The organism is Paenibacillus sp. SZ31, from assembly GCF_012912005.1.
Lineage (GTDB): Bacteria > Bacillota > Bacilli > Paenibacillales > Paenibacillaceae > Paenibacillus.
Window position 1 is genome coordinate 59,224 of record NZ_JABBEA010000002.1, and the last position, 16,327, is coordinate 75,550.

General features: G+C 46.4%; 11 protein-coding genes. 7 read left to right on the forward strand and 4 right to left on the reverse strand.

Features of this window, described 5'->3' with window-relative positions:
- Nucleotides 1-17 precede the first annotated feature (17 nt).
- Both poxB and HF638_RS05010 read left to right on the forward strand, forming a co-directional pair.
- Nucleotides 18-1,745, forward strand: a complete 1,728-nt coding sequence (gene poxB / locus HF638_RS05005) for a ubiquinone-dependent pyruvate dehydrogenase (protein ID WP_169479205.1) — start codon at nucleotides 18-20, stop codon at nucleotides 1,743-1,745.
- A 326-nt stretch (nucleotides 1,746-2,071) separates the two neighbouring features.
- Complete coding sequence (locus HF638_RS05010; protein ID WP_062834752.1) at nucleotides 2,072-2,827, forward strand: SDR family NAD(P)-dependent oxidoreductase; 756 nt, start codon at nucleotides 2,072-2,074, stop codon at nucleotides 2,825-2,827.
- A gap of 107 nt (nucleotides 2,828-2,934) precedes the next feature.
- Here the strand turns inward: HF638_RS05010 and HF638_RS05015 are convergent, their stop codons facing one another.
- The 4 genes from HF638_RS05015 to HF638_RS05030 all read right to left on the reverse strand — a co-directional run bounded on the left by HF638_RS05015 (nucleotide 2,935) and on the right by HF638_RS05030 (nucleotide 6,394).
- A complete protein-coding gene (locus HF638_RS05015; protein ID WP_169479206.1) occupies nucleotides 2,935-4,119 on the reverse strand; it encodes an MFS transporter in 1,185 nt (394 codons plus the stop codon).
- A 232-nt stretch (nucleotides 4,120-4,351) separates the two neighbouring features.
- Complete coding sequence (locus tag HF638_RS05020; protein WP_169479207.1) at nucleotides 4,352-4,639, reverse strand: ArsR/SmtB family transcription factor; 288 nt, start codon at nucleotides 4,637-4,639, stop codon at nucleotides 4,352-4,354.
- 167 nt (nucleotides 4,640-4,806) lie between these two features.
- Nucleotides 4,807-5,148 (reverse strand): ribosomal protein L7/L12, encoded by a 342-nt coding sequence (locus HF638_RS05025; RefSeq protein ID WP_248278037.1) that lies wholly within the window; start codon nucleotides 5,146-5,148, stop codon nucleotides 4,807-4,809.
- Nucleotides 5,149-5,194: 46 nt separating this feature from the next.
- Complete coding sequence (locus tag HF638_RS05030; protein WP_169479208.1) at nucleotides 5,195-6,394, reverse strand: cytochrome P450 family protein; 1,200 nt, start codon at nucleotides 6,392-6,394, stop codon at nucleotides 5,195-5,197.
- Nucleotides 6,395-6,582: 188 nt separating this feature from the next.
- Here HF638_RS05030 and HF638_RS05035 point away from each other — a divergent pair, with 188 nt between their 5' ends.
- From HF638_RS05035 to HF638_RS05055, 5 genes are all read left to right on the forward strand, one after another.
- Nucleotides 6,583-7,560, forward strand: a complete 978-nt coding sequence (locus HF638_RS05035) for an aldo/keto reductase (protein ID WP_169479209.1) — start codon at nucleotides 6,583-6,585, stop codon at nucleotides 7,558-7,560.
- 423 nt (nucleotides 7,561-7,983) lie between these two features.
- Complete coding sequence (locus HF638_RS05040; RefSeq protein ID WP_169479210.1) at nucleotides 7,984-9,084, forward strand: ATP-binding protein; 1,101 nt, start codon at nucleotides 7,984-7,986, stop codon at nucleotides 9,082-9,084.
- Nucleotides 9,072-11,540: a DUF5682 family protein gene (locus HF638_RS05045; RefSeq protein WP_169479211.1), complete on the forward strand. Its 2,469-nt coding sequence runs from the start codon at nucleotides 9,072-9,074 to the stop codon at nucleotides 11,538-11,540. The genes HF638_RS05040 and HF638_RS05045 overlap by 13 nt, the downstream gene beginning before the upstream one ends.
- Nucleotides 11,525-12,748 carry a VWA domain-containing protein gene (locus HF638_RS05050; protein ID WP_248278038.1) on the forward strand — a complete coding sequence of 408 codons (1,224 nt, stop codon included), beginning with the start codon at nucleotides 11,525-11,527 and terminating at the stop codon, nucleotides 12,746-12,748. Before HF638_RS05045 ends, HF638_RS05050 begins: the two co-directional genes overlap by 16 nt.
- A gap of 19 nt (nucleotides 12,749-12,767) precedes the next feature.
- Nucleotides 12,768-16,325 carry a DUF4132 domain-containing protein gene (locus HF638_RS05055; protein ID WP_169479212.1) on the forward strand — a complete coding sequence of 1,186 codons (3,558 nt, stop codon included), beginning with the start codon at nucleotides 12,768-12,770 and terminating at the stop codon, nucleotides 16,323-16,325.
- Nucleotides 16,326-16,327: the final 2 nt, after the last annotated feature.

Below are 16,327 nucleotides of genomic sequence, written 5' to 3' on the forward strand. Positions count from 1 at the left end.
AAGGAGACCCATTACTTATGAAAAAAACAGTCGCGGACGTTCTGGTTGAATCCTTATTGAACGCTGGCATCAAACGCATATATGGCATTGTTGGAGACTCCTTGAATGCGGTACTTGACTCTATCCGTCGTTCGGGCAAGATCGAGTGGATTCATGTACGACATGAAGAAGTGGCTGCATTTGCTGCTGGGGCAGACGCTGAGGTCAGTGGAAGTATCGCTGTCTGCGCAGGTAGCAGTGGTCCTGGTAACATGCATCTGATTAACGGTCTGTACGACTGTCATCGCAATCGTGTTCCTGTACTCGCTATTGCTGCACATATCCCAAGTGACGAGATTGGCAGTGAATATTTTCAGGCGACACATCCGGAATATCTGTTCCAGGAATGTAGCGATTATTGTGAAGTGATTACGACAGCAAAACAGATGCCGCGTTCCCTCACGATGGCCATCCAGACAGCAGTCGCACGTTCAGGTGTGTCTGTCGTTGTATTGCCGGGGGATGTAGCAGGACTTGAAGCAGCGGATCTGCCTGTGCCTGAGCATGTGTATCATGCAACCAATCCAGTGGTACATCCTTCTGAGCCAGAACTCGTGAAACTGGCGGAGTATCTGAATCAAGGCAAAAAAATTACGTTATTGTGCGGTGCAGGCTGCGCGGGCGCTCGGGAACCCCTTATGCAGCTCTGTGATCGCTTGAAATCCCCGATGGTTATTGCGCTACGAGGCAAGGAATATTTGGAGTATGACAACCCCTATTCCGTGGGCCTTACGGGATTAATCGGGTATTCGTCCGGTTATCATGCGATGATGGACTGTGATGTACTCCTGATGCTGGGAACGGATTTCCCATATCGTCAATTCTATCCCGAAGATGCCACTGTACTTCAGGTCGACATTCAATCTTCCCATCTGGGTCGGCGCACGAAGCTGGATTACGGCGTATGTGGGGACGTAAAAGCGACCATTGAAACTTTGCTTCCTTATCTAACAGAAGAACACAGTGATAAACATCTGCGTAAAAGTGTCGATCGTTATGTGAAAGTACGCAAAGATCTCGACGAGCTGGCCGTTGGAAAACCTGGTAAAAAGCCGATTCATCCGCAGTACCTAACCAAGATTATTAGTGATGCTGCAGCTGAAAATGCAATCTTCACCTGTGATGTCGGTACTCCGACAGTATGGGCGGCCCGTTATATCGAGATGAGTCGCAATCGCAGGCTACTCGGTTCATTCAGTCATGGTACGATGGCAAATGCTTTGCCACAGGCGATTGGCGCCCAAGTCGCTGATCCGGGCAGACAAGTCATCTCGTTGTCGGGTGATGGCGGTATTACGATGCTGATGGGTGATCTGTTGACATTGAAACAGCATAATCTCCCGATTAAAGTTGTGGTGTTTAATAACGGAGCACTCGGTTTTGTTGAGCTGGAGATGAAAGCTGCCGGGTTCCTGGAGTCGGGAACAGAGCTTGTAAATCCCAACTTTGCGATGGTTGCTCAAGCCATGGGTATGGAAGGTATTCGGGTTGAGGATCCGGATGAACTGGAAGGGGCTGTGCAGCGTGCGCTCCAGCATGAGGGTCCTGTGCTGATTGACGTGGTGGTGAATCGTCAGGAATTGTCCTTACCTCCGAAGATTGATATCAAACAGGCGGAAGGATTCACCTTATGGATGATGAAAGCCGTGCTGAATGGACGCGGGGACGAGATTATTGAATTGGCCAAAACCAATTTGCTAAGATAGGCGAGCGTTTCGATAAGCGGAAAATATACCGTTTGTATTTGTTAAGAAAATTGACGTAAATAGCGTCTATCATCCAAAGGAGGGGCAGGCAGAAGTCATTAGAGTTGTCTGTTCCTCCAACTTACTACTGAATGTGTGACATGTGATATAGTATGAATCCATATTATATGAATTGTTTTTATGTCGAAAGTCTATTAGAATAGGTAAAGTCAGGAAGGTTTTATGCCATTTTTGACCTACATAATGCATTATCACATATACGAACGTTTCATATCGTATTCATCGATCCAATCACAAGATGACACACACACATGGAGGAGATCAACATGAGTCACGCAGGAAAAGTAGCCATTATTACTGGAGCAGGAAGTGGATTGGGCCAAGCAGCAGCATTGAAGCTGGCTGAGAAGGGTGCATCCATTGTCGTCGTGGATCTTGTCGAAGAGACAGGTCTTGAAACGGTTAAGCAGATTGAGAAGCTGGGAAGTAAAGCCATTTTTGTACAAGCAGATGTGAGTAAAGCACCTGAAGTTGAGAATTACGTGAAAAAAGCAGTCGAAGAGTTCGGACGAATCGACATGTTCTTTAATAATGCAGGTATTGCAGGTCCTGGGATCAAGTTGATCGAACATACGATTGAGCAGTTTGACCAGATTATTGATATTAACCTGAGAAGTGTATTCTACGGGTTGAAGTATGTGATTACGGAAATGCTCAAAACCGGCGGAGGTTCTATTCTCAACACGGCCTCCACAGCCGGTATTGTTGGTGTACCCGCAGTTGCACCTTACGCAGCAACCAAACATGGCGTGGTGGGCTTGACCCGCACAGCTGCGATTGAATATGGCAAGGACAACATTCGTGTAAATGCAATTGCGCCAGGTACAATTGAGACACCGATGGTTGTTCAGTTCGGTAAAGACAACCCTGAAGTGTTCAAAGCAACCGTTGACAGCATTCCATCTGGACGTCTCGGCAGACCGGAAGAGATCGCGAACCTCGTTTCCTTCCTTCTGGGAGATGAAGCGCCATATATCAATGGTGCAGTATATCCGATCGATGGAGCAGTTACAGCCCAATAAGAGTTCTCCTTATCTGTAAAAGAATAGCCGTTAAAATGGTTAAAGAGAGGTCACTGTATACGTACAGTGCCTCTCTTTTTGTTTGTCTTTTGTACAACGAACTCATATCAGGCAGCGTTATGCGATGTATCGGTTTGTGTACTTTTCGCAGATGCTGATCGATACGAGCTTATAACGATGATGATGGCAATAGCGACTCCGACAGCTCCAATCCAGGTAATGGATGACAATGAAACGCTGCTGACCGCGATTCCGCCAATACCTGCTCCGGCAGCCATCGCCAGTTGCATCACCGAACTGTTCAGACTAAGCATAATGCCTGAGGATTCCGGAGCCATGGTGACAAGGTTATATTGCTGAGTTGGACCTGAGGACCACGCTGCAAAAGACCACAAAATCAGAACAAGGAAGATAGCCAGATGAGAGCTTGCCGTTATATTCAGCAGGACCAGACTCGCGATATGCAGTGTCATGCCCGTGATCAGCGTTCGTTTGACACCCAATCTGTCCGCACTGAAGCCTCCAACTTTTGAACCGATCAGACTTGCTATGCCAAATGCGAGTAAAGCTGAACTGAGTAGTGCTTCGCTCATTCCTGCAACGGTTACGAGATAAGGTGAGATATACGTGTAAGCAATGGAATACCCACCTAACCAGAAAAAGGTTACCAGCAGTGCCCAAACAATTTGTGGCTGTTTGAGCAAAGACAGTTGTTTCTTCAGCGGAACGGGTGCTTCTGCTTGGGAAGGCGGAATGGCGGCCGCGATCACCAGCATGGCGAGAACACCAAGAACGGCTATGCCGGCAAAAACAAGCTTCCAATCCCAAGATGCAGCCACAAGTCTTCCGAGCGGAACGCCAACAATCAAAGAAGCCGTAAATCCAGTGATTACTGTGGCGATTGCGCTAGCCTGTTTGCCCTCAGCCGCTATTTGAGAAGCGACAGTTAATGCTGTGACAACAACAACGCCCGCGCCCAAAGCCATCAATACTCGTGCTGCGACGAACAGTCCATAACCCGGCAACAGGTAGGCAAGAACATTAGCCACAACGAATAGACCGAGGAAGTATAGCAACAGCTTGCGACGGTCCCAGCGCGAAGTCAGTGCAATAATGACAGGTGTACCAAGCGCATATACGAGTGAAAAAATCGTAATGAGCTGTCCGGCAGCGATTAAAGAGATATTCATCGTATCTGCAATACGATCCAAAATGCCGGCAATGACATATTCGGACGTTCCTACAAGGAAGCTGACCAAGGCAAGCACATAGATTTTGAGCGTAGAAGACATGGAAACATAACCTCTTTCGGATTATAATTATTATATTTTTAGAAATATAGAAATAAAGACAAGAGAACAAGACATGAATGCAGTGAATGCAACCCATCTGCGAGAATAGTCATGTTACAACCGAGATAATTAATATTGGTATAAGCGTAAACTTAGGTGACCTAGTTTTACTAATAAATATCGTACATTGTTTCTATATTTCTAATTATATAGAAATACCATTCAAAATTTTTTATTTATTTAGCAGATAGGGAACAAACTTTTGTGCAGTCTCCGTATTCAGGCTGTAGTAGATATACGTACCTTTCTTCTGCGATGTGAGCAGTCCGCAATCGTACAGCTGTTTCAGGTGATGAGACAGAGTCGATAGGGCAACGGTAACAAGGCGGCTCTCCAGATCGGCAGGACACAGGTTGCTTTCGCCCGATAGAATCTGAATAATTTTGTAGCGTGTTTGCTCACCCAGTGCTTTATGAATTTTGACGACTTGTTCAAGTTCATTCGAGTTTGGTTGCATCATGTTCTGTCCTTTCGTCTTTATTTCTTATTTCTAGTAATATAGAAATAACAGTAGCATATGTCGTTTGAAAAGTAAACTCTCGGACGAAGATTCCATACTTTCTATTGCGTCTGTGTTAACAGCCGAAAGTCTGGAGTACCTTACCCGAGAGTTATGTGAGTTGTATATTACCGATCTAGGGAATCAACATAGTCTTTGGCTTCCTTTAACGAAAGGCCTTTGGCTTCGCGCAGTCGTTTGATTGCCATAATTTTTTTCTCTTGTTGTATAAGTGCAAGCAGCTCCTGATCCAGATCCGTTGGGGTTGGTTGGCTTGTGTGAGAAGGGGATGCTTCCTTCGGCGACAAGGTGTAATTGAAGTCGGAGCGTGTGCTTGCGGTTGAGCCGTTCTCCAGACGTTCGACATCTCTTTTCAATTCATTCAATTGGCGTTGCAGGCTGGTGACTCTGACTAGTAACACAAGGATCAGAAGCAGTAAAACGATCCATACCAAGGTGTTCATTTCCATGATGTCATGTGCCTCACTTTCATTGATTCATGTTTAGCCATTTCCATTATTTAAGCTGAACCGGGATCTCCTTGACACCACGAACAATCATGCCGGGTCTCCATTCAAGTTCATTCACGTCAGTCTGTAGTTGCATATTCGGAAAACGATTCAGAAGCGTACTGACTGCAATCTCGCCTTCCAGACGTGCAAGCGGTGCTCCGAGGCAGAGGTGAATGCCTGTGCCAAAGGCCAGATGCGAACTCTTCTCGCGGGTAATGTCAAAGACATCAGCATCCTTGAACTGCTGTTCGTCCCGATTAGCCGAATCAAGCGCAACGATGACAAGCTCACCTTGAGCGATATGCTGTCCACGGAATTCGATATCTTCCAGAGCCCATCGAGATGTACTGAACTCCACCGGTCCATTGTAGCGCAGCATCTCTTCAATGGCCTTGTGAATAAGCTCGGGCTGCTTGATGAGCAGTTCGCGTTGCTCCGGATGCTCCAGCAGGGCAAGAATTCCATTGCCGATGAGATTAACCGTCGTTTCGTGGCCCGCGATGATTAACAAGGAGACTACGCCAAGCAATTCATTTTCAGACAGTTGTTGCCCGGAATCTTCTGCTGTTACGAGCTGACTGATCAGGTCGTTCCCCGGATCTTTGCGTACTTTGTCGAACCAGGCATTCAGGTATTCGGTGAATTCCCTGGCATGCTGTTCAAACATCTCAGCGTGTTCCGAGCTGGATGCATCAATGATGGAATTGGACCACATACGGAACTTGTCCTGATCTTCCAGCGGCACGCCGAGGATCTCACTAATAACGATGATCGGCAATGGGAAAGCAAAGTCGTCAATCAGATTCATTTTCTCTTGGGACGCAAGATTGTCCAGTAGATCATCCGCAATTTCTTGAATATGGCTTCTCATGTCTGCAATCAACTTAGGGGTGAACGCTTTCTGTACAAGTCCGCGCAGACGGCGATGATCCGGTGGATCGGAGAACAGCATGTTATTGACAAAGATACTTTGATTTTCAGGTCCATAACGTTTGGCGATATCCTTAGTGAAGCGAGGATCTTTCAGGATCTGGACTGCATCCTCATATCGGGTAATGATCCAGCCAAACTCGCCGTGAGGAAACATGACTCTGAAAACAGGCTCCTCTTTTCTTAACTTTTCATACACGGGGTAAGGGTTATGCGTGAATTCTTTCGTGAAAAACGCTGGCTTTGAGGACTCGTTGGGTTCATTCGGGTTCAAATGCAAAATCTCCTCTCATATTCCTGCATAATACCTGCACCCTCTATATATTCAATATACAAGCTTTTGAAACCTTGTTTTTGTTTCATATGAATGATAGAGCAGGAGAATAGAGGAAGTTAGAAGAAGACATGTAGAGAGAATCGGTCATTGTGCTTTGTAAAAATGAAAATGAGGTGAATGCTGATATGTCTTACGCACAACTTCCCTTGCATCACCACCAGATTCCGGCAAGTCGAATGGTTCTTGGCTGTATGCGGTTTGGGGGTGAATGGGATGGTCTTCCCATTACTTCAGATCTTGTTGTGGAAGGTCATCGGGCGGTAGAAGCTGCTATTGAAATAGGCATTAATCATTTTGATCTGGCTGATATATATACACGCGGTAAGGCAGAGTACGTCTTGGGGCGAGTTTTATCCGAAACTCCTGGTTTGCGTGAACAGATCATTATACAGTCAAAGTGTGGTATACGTCTTGTGGGTGATGATGAAGGACCTCAGCGTTATGACACCTCAGGTGCACATATTCTGGCGAGTGTTGATGGTATCCTGGAACGGCTCGGCATCGATTATCTGGATATTTTCCTATTACACCGTCCTGATCCGCTCGCCCACCCACAAGAGATTGGGGAAGCACTGGCTGAGCTGCATCATTCTGGTAAAGTGCGCCATTTTGGTGTGTCCAACATGGGCTCTGAACAGATTCGTCTTCTTCAGCTCCATAGTAAAGTGCCTCTGATTGTGAATCAGTTGGAGATGAGTCTGGACAAGATTGGGTTCGTAGAAGCTGGTGTGACGGTGAATCGACCCCAAGCCAGAGACAACGTGTTTCCTTATGGCACGATGGAATATTGTCAGGCAGAGCATATTCAATTGCAAGCCTGGGGTCCCCTTGCTCAGGGGCGATTTACTGGCAGGGTAGTTGAGGGACAGCGTCCTGAAATTGACCATACGGCTCAATTGGTTAATCGAATGGCCAAGGAGCGTGGGGTGACACCGGAGTCTATTGTACTGGCTTGGTTAATGAAGCATCCAGCAGGTATTCAGCCCGTGATTGGTTCAATTCGACCAGAGCGGATTCTGGCCTGCCGTGACGCGACTAAGATTGAGCTAACCCGATATGAGTGGTACGAGCTGTACTCAGCTTCGTGTGGTCGCAGAATGTAATTAGCAATGTTGGACAGTGAGGCGTAATGATCCACCCTTTTTAGAAAGGGGATAGTTAAGTTTGAACATATAAGAAGACACAGGCTGCTGATGGCCTGTGTTTTCTTTGTGATATTCAGCCTCATGTGGTTGAAACACAATATGGAGCGTGTAATGATTCATAAGGTCATACGGCCTACAATGCGAATACATTTGCAATAAGTATACTGATTCACGGCCGAAACCAGTGTGTTGGCACAGCTGTAAGGATAGTTCACCTTCATATTTGTGCTATACACTATGTCCAAGGACTTAGAAGAAGTGCTGATAAGAAGGACGTTTCAACCATTTTTATCGTTTTACCGGGTAGTTGCTGGAGTGCTGTGATAAAATGATAGGAATAAGAACATACGATCTGTTTGTGTGAGAGGAGACACCTTGACGATGGAGATGCTTAAACCACCCGCCGAGACATTATACGAGGTTGAATTACGCGCGCTGCGAGAGGAAGATCAGGGGAAACGTCCCCCGAACTGGCTGTTATCTCCCGCCTATGTGCGCGATTTTATTATAGGCAGGGATAAGCCTGCGTTATTAAATGGAGAAGAGATCACGATTACCCGCAAATTCTATGGCAATGACGTGTTAATTGAACGTGCAGTGGTTACTCTGGCAGGCAATCGAGGGTTAATGCTCGTGGGAGAACCCGGAACAGCCAAGACCATGCTTAGCGAATTACTGACCGCAGCGATTTCCGGAACCAGTCTGAATACGATTCAGGGTACGGCAGGCACGACGGAAGATATGATCAAGTATTCATGGAATTACGCCATGCTGCTCGATAAAGGTCCTTCGGAAGCCGCGCTTGTGCCATCGCCGTTATATAACGGAATGAAGAAGGGTATTCTTACCCGTTTTGAAGAGATCACACGTTGTCCCGCCGAAGCGCAGGATAGTCTGATCAGTATTCTCAGTGACAAGGTCATGAGCATCCCGGAACTTGATGGCGGTGTATTGTTTGCCCAACCGGGATTTAACGTCATTGCTACAGCCAATATTCGGGATAAAGGTGTTAATGAAATGAGCGGTGCCTTGAAACGACGATTCAATTTTGAAACGATCAAGCCCATTCATAACGTAAAGATGGAAGCCAAAATTATTGAATCCCAGGCACGAAGCCTGTTATTACATAGTGGAATTGATATTGAAATTAATACGGATGTGGTTGAATTGCTGGCTACAACATTTATGGAACTGCGCACTGGCATGACACGGGAAGGCTACAAGCTCGACACACCTCAAGCATCCATGAGTACGGCGGAAGCGGTGTCTGTCTATGTCCAGAGTGCGATGACTTCCTATTATTACGAAGATAAGGCTATTGCGCTGGATCGGTTGGTGCAGAACATGCTGGGAACCATTGCGAAGGAAAACGACAAGGATCTGTCCATTCTCAAAACCTACTTCTCCAAGGTCGTAAAAGAGCGTTCCAGAGAAGAGGGAATGTGGAAGGACTATTATGAGGAGAGAAAATGGATCGGTTAAGAGCAGTACTGGACCCTGATGTTGATCAGTTACAATCCTTGTTCGAGTCCCAGGTATATAACCTGAGTAATCATACGGTCTATTATCCTATTAGACACCATAGCCCTGCATGTTCGTATCACTTGTTACGATTAATTGGGGAGTACAAGCCGGATATCATTTTGATTGAAGGACCGGAGAGTGGTAATCCATTAATTTCGGTGCTGAGTGATGAGGCAACGGTACCTCCTGTCAGTCTGTACTATACCTACGAGAGTGAATTGGAGAGAGAAGCCTGCTATTATCCGATGCTTCGGTATTCGCCTGAATATGTCGCTTTGAAAGAAGCAAAATGTCTGGACATTCCGGCAAAGTTTATTGATCTGGACTATCGTCACTTCTCCACTCGTGCATCCAAGTCCGGTCAGACAGAACAAAAGGAGATCTCCATCCAGGACGAGACTTTGCTTGCGGGGTCTGACTTCATTAATCGGTTGTGCCAAAAAACAAACTGTCGCAGTTTTGATGAATTGTGGGAAAAGGTGTTTGAGATTGGCGGTTTGGAGAAATCCACTCGGGCGTTCGTGCAGGATGTATTCACGTATTGTACGTTATCCCGAATGTGCTATTCCACGGAACGATTACAGTCTTCAGGTGATCTGGCACGAGAAGCACATATGAAACAACGTATTAATCAAGCGGTACAAGAGTATGATCGTGTGCTTGTCATTACCGGTGGATTTCATACGTATGGACTGTTGATGTCAGAGAAACATGAATCCGAATTGGAACATCCGGAAATGGAGAAACATCATGCAGATCAACGTTTGGATGGACGAGGTAAACCAGGTACGTCTCAACAAAGTGCAGTTGATCCAGATCCGGTTCACCAACAAATGTACCCGATGGTCTATACCTTTGCTGAAGCGGATCGGCTCAATGGATATGCGAGCGGCATGCCTTATGTGAATTATTACGATCAGATCTGGAACCAGCTGCTTCGCAAGAAGAGTACACCATATAATCTAACGGCTCTGGACTTGTTATCCCGGCTGATGCGCCAATTACGGGACGGACACGAGCATGTATCAACGAGTGATGCGATTGAGGCGTACAGCATGATACAGGGTCTTGCCGGGCTTCGGGGGAAAAGGGAAGGCGGCGTCTATGAGTTGATGGATGCAGCACTCTCTTCCTTTGTGAAGGGGGAACTTACCCTAGCGACCGATAAACCGTTGCAAGAGCTTCAGCAGTTATTGACAGGAGACGTCATTGGAAGCGTGGCTCCCAATTCATTCAGTATTCCCATCGTGGAGGACTTCAAGGTGCGTTGTACAGGGCACAAACTGCAGATCCGCACAACAGGACAACACAAGAAAGTGCTGGATCTGTATGCGAAACCGGAGCACCGTCAGATAAGTCAATTGATTCAGTGTATCACGTATCTGGTTCCGGAATTCGCTAAACGGCAATCCGGGCCGGACTGGATCGCAGAACGTGACATGAATCTTGTACGCGAAACCTGGGTTTATATGTACTCATCCCGCATTGAAGCCAGATTGATAGAGAACTCTCTCTATGGCGGAACGCTTGCCGGGGCGGCTACACGCAAAATGGAAGAACAGATGCAAGAAATACCGGATCATCATAGCGGTGAACTTGCCCGACTAATGCTTCAAGCGCTGCTCATGGGGCTTCAGGACACTGCGATGAAGCTTTATGAACAGGTGCGCTCGGCGCTGAGAACCGACGGGAATTTCCTTTCCTTATGTAACAGTCTGCATGTCTTGAACCGAATTCATCAGCACCGCAGGCTACTGGGATTATCTGACGAGCAACAACTCCCTGAGTTGGTATCCGAGGCTTACAGGAACGCCGTGGACAAGTTGTTACAGCTCTCCAGAGCCAATCCGGATGAGCATGAAGCTATTATTCAGGGATTGAAGCTGCTAGCCATGCTCGCGGAGTCATCAGAGGAGCATTTTCAGGATGAGACATTCCGAATTCACCTGAATGAGCTTCTGTCTGATCACCAGCTTCCGGCTCAGCTGGAGGGTGTGTGTGTTGCTATTTCCTCAGGGCTCGGCGACAGGCCCAGAGAAGAGATTGTTGATCGTGCACGTGGATATATCCATGGTACACCGGATCAGACCCGTCAAACGGCACTTTTTTTACAGGGAGTATTCTCTGTAGCGCGTGACGCTTTTTTATATGAAGATCAGTTGTTGTCCGAGTTGAATTATTTGATTGAACAGCTATCATATAACGACTTCATTAGTATGGTACCGGAATTACGGTTGGCATTCACCTACTTTACACCAATGGAGACGGGCTTGATTGCCGAGCGGGTGGCGAGTCTGCATCAGGTTGAACTGGAAGAGATGTTAAGGCCTGCGGTTGATGAGCAGATGCTGATTCAGTCCAAAGCATGGGATGAAGCGCTTCGAAAGGAGTTTGCCGCATGGAAGCTAATATGAATGAAGCGAATCGGATAACAGAAGAAAACGGAGAAACGGACAAAACCTCCAATCCGGATGGAAGCAACCGAGGAGATCATCATTCTGCTGAAACCTTGAATCGATGGCGTTTGATTCTCGGTGAATCCGCCGAAGAAGGGTTGTGTAATACAGATCAATACACTTCGGGTGAATTTCAATATACGGAAATGGATGAGATTCTGGGTTATCTGTATAACCGTGAATACGGTGAAGAACAAGGTTACCGAAAAGAGGGAGGACGCGGTGCGTCTAACCTGACTGTCCCGAAATGGTTGCACAAAGTCAGGGATCTATTCCCCAAACCAACGGTAGAAATATTGGAAAAACAGGCGCTTGATCGTTATGGGCTGACAGAATTGTTAACGGACAAAAAGCTGCTTGAATCCCTTGAACCAAATATGAATCTGCTCAAGAATATTATGCAGTTCAAAGGACGGATGAAAGGTGAGGTGTTAAAGAGCGCCAAGGAGATCGTGCGAACCGTGGTTGAAGAGCTGCGCAGTAAGCTGGAATCTCAGACCCGAGCGAGTATCATGGGCAAGCGCAGTCGCTATACCTCGAGTTCAGTACGATCCTTGCGCAATCTGAATTTCAAGCGAACCATCACCAAGAATTTGAAGAATTACGATAAAAACAAACGCAGGTTTGTCATTGATCGTCTATATTTCGACGGGAGTATACAGCCTCATAACAAGTGGAACATCATCATTGGTGTGGATGAAAGTGGCAGTATGCTGGATTCAGTCATCTACAGTTCGGTAATGGCGAGCATCTTTTATCGCTTGAATGCGCTGCGCACGAAATTATTCATATTTGATACGCAGGTTGTTGATCTGAGCGACAGGCTGGAAGACCCCGTAGACGTGCTCATGAATGTGCAGCTCGGCGGGGGAACACATATTACCAAAGCGTTGCGTTATGGCGAGACGCTAATCGATAATCCTGGCAAAACCATCTTTATTCTGGTCAGTGATCTGGAGGAAGGTTACCCGATTGCGCAGATGTACAAAGCCTGTAAAGATATCATCGATGCAGGATGCAAGCTACTGGTTCTCACCGCACTCGATTTTAACGGGGATTCTGTCTATAACAAACATGCAGCACAGACATTAACCAACATGGGGGCACATGTAGCCGCAATTACCCCAAACGAGTTGGCAGATTGGATTGGCGAAATCATCACTTAAATTCAAGGAGGAATGTGTAATGCTTACCGCAGACCGCGCAGTAGAAACTTTGGTGGAGAAATTCGCAGTGACCTGTTCAAACGAGTATTCATTAAAAACAGACCGAAGCTCCGAAATTATTGATTATGTATTGGGCACGACAGACAAGTTTCCGGATATGATGGGAAATTCGAGTCATTATGTGTATCAAACAATTGATCTGCTCATGAAGCTCGCCAAAAAAGATGATGGAGATATCTTTTACCGGGCCGGGGCTATTGTGATATATCTGGAATCCAATTATTCCAAAAGAAGTTCATGGAGAACGGATGCTTTTACTGTCTGTATGGGAAATGATTCAGAAGCCTACGGATTGAGCGGGAAGAGCAAAAGCGCTGATCGCATGGGTGGGTTGTTGGCCCGGTTGGAGAAGATCAAACAGTTTGCCGGTAAAGAGGAGATCCTTTCTGAATTAAAGAGTAAATTAAAGCGTGCCCAGTGGCTTTTTGATTCCAAAAAGGCCGACACCCAGGGGGATTATCGAGATGTAATCAATGCGTTAATGCTGCTGCAACTATATTCGAAGCTCAGTGACACGGCTTCTCATCTTGCAGAGGTTCAAGCTTCTGCTCAATCGTTACCGGTGTTGTTTCAACATGTGATGGCTAATGATGCAGATAAGTTGCGGGACGAGTTACATACGTTGATTGAACCTGTAGTGGTCAGTAATATTCAAGGGAAGCATAACGGATCTTCCCAAGAATTAAAGGATGAATTCCTCAAGGAGAAGCGTAGTCAGCTCATAGCTGAGTTTTATCCCAATACGTCTTTCTCTCCAAAAGAGCAATGTTCACACACTGTATTCCATCAAACTATGGTGCTTGTGAGTGGTGCCTTGTTGTACCTGATTAACATTAGTGGAGGTAAACAACGGTTCCTTGATACAAATAGTGAGATTGGGAATGTTTTGCTTCAAACAATACATCAATTACATGAGATTTATCCACTTGAAGTTCGCCGTTACTTGCTGAGTATGGACCCTAGAGCAAAGAGTCCAAATGATCTGCTTGCTGGACTTGTGCCTCTGGATGAGCCTTATCAGTTGGTTGAAATGTTGCGGGACGAGCTTAATTCGTACACGGTATCTTGGAACATGTTACAATCCGCGATCGCGAATCGTCCTGAACAAGCGATTCGAGCATACGAGATTATGAAACCGCCATTCCTCAAACTCTGCATTCAGAAATTCATGGAGGATCAAGGATTGACATTGCCTAATGCGGAGGGGTCACTGGAGCAAGCGGTATTCAACGCTCTTCGGCATCCTTTGGATGGGGGACGTCAAGGACTTACGATTGCAAGATACTTAAGCGGGGAGAACTCCCTTGAGGAATATTGGGAGGACCCGAATAGTCGTGGGCTGTTTAATAACTTGAATCGGGACAAGAAGCGTATTCACAATCTGATAAGCATCAGTTTCCTACCCTTGGAGTCGGAGGCAATGCGCAGGTTCGCAATCCTGACCACTCATCCCGATTGGACACTGGATATTATCTCAGACATGTACAATTCATACGCTTTTAGTGGAGAGCAGCTGCTTCAACGTTACGGGCAAGACCCTGAGGTGCAACGTGAGAAATTGCTAACCAGCCTGATCTCACTTAATGGCATGACCGACTACAGATACAAATCGATGCCGCATGACGAATACCGCCGAATCATTCAGCAGAATCTGGACTATGCACTGACACAGTACAAGAAACTGCCAACGGATACGCGCATTTTAATTCTGGAGCTTACCTTTGAACAGCGTGATGAGTTATCGAAAAAAATATTGGCTGAAGCGATTCGTGCCGGATTGCAGGATTCGTCCAAAAAGGCCAACGGTGTGGCCTTAGCCGAATTCAACCGAATCCCTGATCAGGAATTGTATACACTCGTATACCTCTCGGAGAAAAAAGTGGCGATTAAAGAGATGGCTCTGACCGCGATCCGTAGTCTGGAAAACAGCAAGGAACTGTACGGTGAGCTTTTGAAGAAAGAAAAGTCCGATGAGTGGAAGAGCTTGATCCAAATTCTGCTGGATACCGCAGATTTAAGTCCAGAGTATGCCCATGCTGCACTCGCTGATCAGGCAGATGCCAAAAAGTTGTCGAGACTGAGCTGGTTGTCCTTGAAAGATCTCCCTTCACTGATTCGTATTGAAGACAATCAGCCTTTAGATGACCGGATTAAGCAGTATGCTTTGGTGCAATCGCTGGATCACACATCAGGACCCAATGAAAGATTAAATGAATTGCGGGATTACGTAAGTGACGCATCGCTCGCTCGTTTTGCAAGTGAACTGCTCCAGGTCTGGATTCAGGAAGGTGCTCCTGCAAAAGAGAAATGGGTGATGTATGTATCAGCACTCTTTGGTGATATTCAGATTGTGAATATTCTGGCTCCGCAAATTAAGGAATGGACAGAAAATAGCCGCGGCGCGATTGCTGCAGATGCTGTGAAAGTGCTCGCTTACCTGAAAGATCCATCTGCTCTTATGGCGATTGACAAGATCAAACGTGGCGTGAAGAACCGTCAGGTGAAAGGTGCAGCAGAAGAAGCGTTGCAGCTTGCAGCGGATAATATGGGACTTACCTCGGAACAACTGGAGGATCGGCTGGTCACCACACTTGGTTTTGATGAAAAAGGAACCATGCAGCTTAGTTATGGCGAGCGTTCATTCCTGATTAAGGTGAATGGAGACTTACAAGTCGTTGTCTTGAATGAAGAAACAGGCAAATCCGTGAAGAGTCTGCCTGCTCCTACACAGAAAGATGATCCTGAATTGGCAGCGCAGTCCAAGGCACGTTTCACGCAACTGAAAAAAGATCTCAAATCCATGGTTAGCATTCAGGCACAGCGTCTGGAAGAGTCATTGTCCAAACAACGTCTATGGTCTGCCGATGAGTGGAAAGCCCTGTTTGTAGAAAATGTAATTATGCAGAAATTTGCTGTTGGTCTGATCTGGGGAACGTATGAGGATGGCGCTCTGATCAGCACGTTCCGTTATATGGAGGATGGCACATTCAATACAGTGGACGAGGATGAGGTTGATCTGCCTTCAGGTGCGCAGGTGGGACTTATACACCCACTGGAATTGGATCAGGCTACCCTTGAAGGTTGGACAACGCAGTTGGAGGATTACGAGATCAAGCAGCCATTCGAGCAATTAAATCGTGAGATTCACCAGCCGGAAGATGAGGATAAAACGAAGAATGAATACGATCATCTGCCCGAGTCTGATTTCTCACCAACGGCTTTCCCTAAAGCACTGGAGAAATACGGCTGGATCAAAGGACCGCCACAGGACGGCGGCTGGTATCATGAATTTTATAAAGAGTACGGAGATCTTGTTGCAGAATTGCAATTCAGCGGTACGAGCATCACGTATTACGAGGGATTGGATGATATTACACTGGAATCCCTACATTTCTTCAAACCGAGTGGCAAGCAACATTATTATTATGGTGACAACAAATCCATTGCTCTGGGCAACGTTCCAGGTCGCGTGTTCAGTGAAACGATCTACGATATTCTGAGAGCAACGGGGCGTTGATG

Coding starts and splice junctions, on each gene's coding strand:
- HF638_RS05010 (WP_062834752.1), top strand. CDS start 2,072: ATGAGTCACGCAGGAAAAGTAGCCATTATTACTGGAGCAGGAAGTGGA.
- HF638_RS05020 (WP_169479207.1), bottom strand. CDS start 4,639: ATGATGCAACCAAACTCGAATGAACTTGAACAAGTCGTCAAAATTCAT.
- HF638_RS05040 (WP_169479210.1), top strand. CDS start 7,984: ATGGAGATGCTTAAACCACCCGCCGAGACATTATACGAGGTTGAATTA.
- HF638_RS05045 (WP_169479211.1), top strand. CDS start 9,072: ATGGATCGGTTAAGAGCAGTACTGGACCCTGATGTTGATCAGTTACAA.
- HF638_RS05050 (WP_248278038.1), top strand. CDS start 11,525: ATGGAAGCTAATATGAATGAAGCGAATCGGATAACAGAAGAAAACGGA.
- HF638_RS05025 (WP_248278037.1), bottom strand. CDS start 5,148: ATGGAAATGAACACCTTGGTATGGATCGTTTTACTGCTTCTGATCCTT.
- poxB (WP_169479205.1), top strand. CDS start 18: ATGAAAAAAACAGTCGCGGACGTTCTGGTTGAATCCTTATTGAACGCT.
- HF638_RS05035 (WP_169479209.1), top strand. CDS start 6,583: ATGTCTTACGCACAACTTCCCTTGCATCACCACCAGATTCCGGCAAGT.
- HF638_RS05015 (WP_169479206.1), bottom strand. CDS start 4,119: ATGTCTTCTACGCTCAAAATCTATGTGCTTGCCTTGGTCAGCTTCCTT.
- HF638_RS05055 (WP_169479212.1), top strand. CDS start 12,768: ATGCTTACCGCAGACCGCGCAGTAGAAACTTTGGTGGAGAAATTCGCA.